Consider the following 452-nt stretch of genomic DNA (forward strand, 5'->3'; position numbering starts at 1 on the left):
CTGAAGGAGTCTCCCAGTCACGAACTTTTACTTGTTGGGTCTGCAACATATTTATCCCATAATCATAAATAAGTTTTGCATCAACTTTATCAGTCTTATCTCTCAACATTTTAGCCATTCCATAGTACTTAATAGCTCTTGGATTAACTACTGATACAGTATACCCTTTTTGATGAAAATACTTCGATAAATTGTAGTGATAAACACCAGTGGCTTCTAAAACAAGCCGAGTCTCTTTTGTGATGAATTTCTCTAATTTCTTATACCCCTCTTTGTGGTTGTCTACTTTTCTGATTATCTCTTTTTTTCGCTTTCTATCCAAGAAAACAAAATCTAGTTTTTTACTTGAAACATCAATACCAACTACAAGGGAATTTGCCATTTTCATAAGAAATAATAACTTTATAAATCATTAATTAGGAACGTTTAAGTTGATAACTTTCTTTGACACC

At 31.9% G+C, this 452-nt stretch carries 1 protein-coding gene; it reads right to left on the reverse strand.

Translation table 11 applies throughout. From position 1 onward, the window contains the following. A partial coding sequence (locus PL77_RS29965; RefSeq protein ID WP_044213801.1) for a transposase occupies positions 1-382 on the reverse strand: 382 nt, incomplete at its 3' end. Between the last annotated feature and the right edge of the window lie 70 nt (positions 383-452).

This window comes from Flammeovirga sp. OC4 (assembly GCF_000812565.1).
GTDB lineage: Bacteria > Bacteroidota > Bacteroidia > Cytophagales > Flammeovirgaceae > Flammeovirga.